Origin of the sequence: Bacillus sp. L_1B0_5, from assembly GCF_000836715.1 — a bacterium.
In the GTDB taxonomy this organism is placed as follows: domain Bacteria; phylum Bacillota; class Bacilli; order Bacillales; family Bacillaceae_G; genus Bacillus_A; species Bacillus_A thuringiensis_S.
Window position 1 is genome coordinate 1 of record NZ_JXIS01000178.1, and the last position, 730, is coordinate 730.

A 730-nucleotide genomic window follows, 5' to 3' on the forward strand; every position below is an offset into this window, starting at 1 on the left:
GGAAGATTACAAGCAATATAAAGAAGAGCTTGCATATATTCAGCATTCTCAATTCTATATCGCTTTGAAAAAGTTAAGCTTACATAACATTATCTCTATTGAAAATGGCTTAGATGGCCGATATACAATCAAACTGACTCATTTTATGAATGAGGAAACAGAAAAAGCAAATCCATACGTATATATTAGTCCTGTTGTATTTACAAAGGCTTTCTTTAAGCTATCTGTAGCAGCTAAGAAACTATTCTTAGACATTGCAATGCAACAACATACGGAAACAACATTAAAACGTTCTTTGGACAAGCAGGACGAAAGAGGAAACAAAACTCACTTCGGTGGGATGTATCGTTTCTTACATAAAAAATATCCGCATCAGATCCGTGCGGTTATCGAGGAATTAACAACTGCATTACCATGTACGGGTAATCCCCTATTCAAAATTTGCAAAATGCAAAAAGGTGTAAAACATACAAAACGATATACGACATTATATCTGTCTATCCATTCAGACTTCTTATGTTCGAAAGAAGCTGGGGAAGAACAACATAGGGATCCATTTACACCAAAAGCTACCTATGCTCGAAAAGCGAAATTTATAGAAGCAGTCCTACAAGAGATGAATATCGGTGAACTGTCTGCAGATATGAATAAATTCATTCATGTCTTAAAGCATACTTGTCATCGTCAAATTCGCAGTGTAATCCGCGGACTACGTGACATGGTTGATCGA

General features: G+C 36.0%; 1 pseudogene. It reads left to right on the forward strand.

From position 1 onward, the window contains the following. Positions 1–730 (forward strand): annotated as a pseudogene (locus RT27_RS35570) (hypothetical protein); the annotation flags it as partial.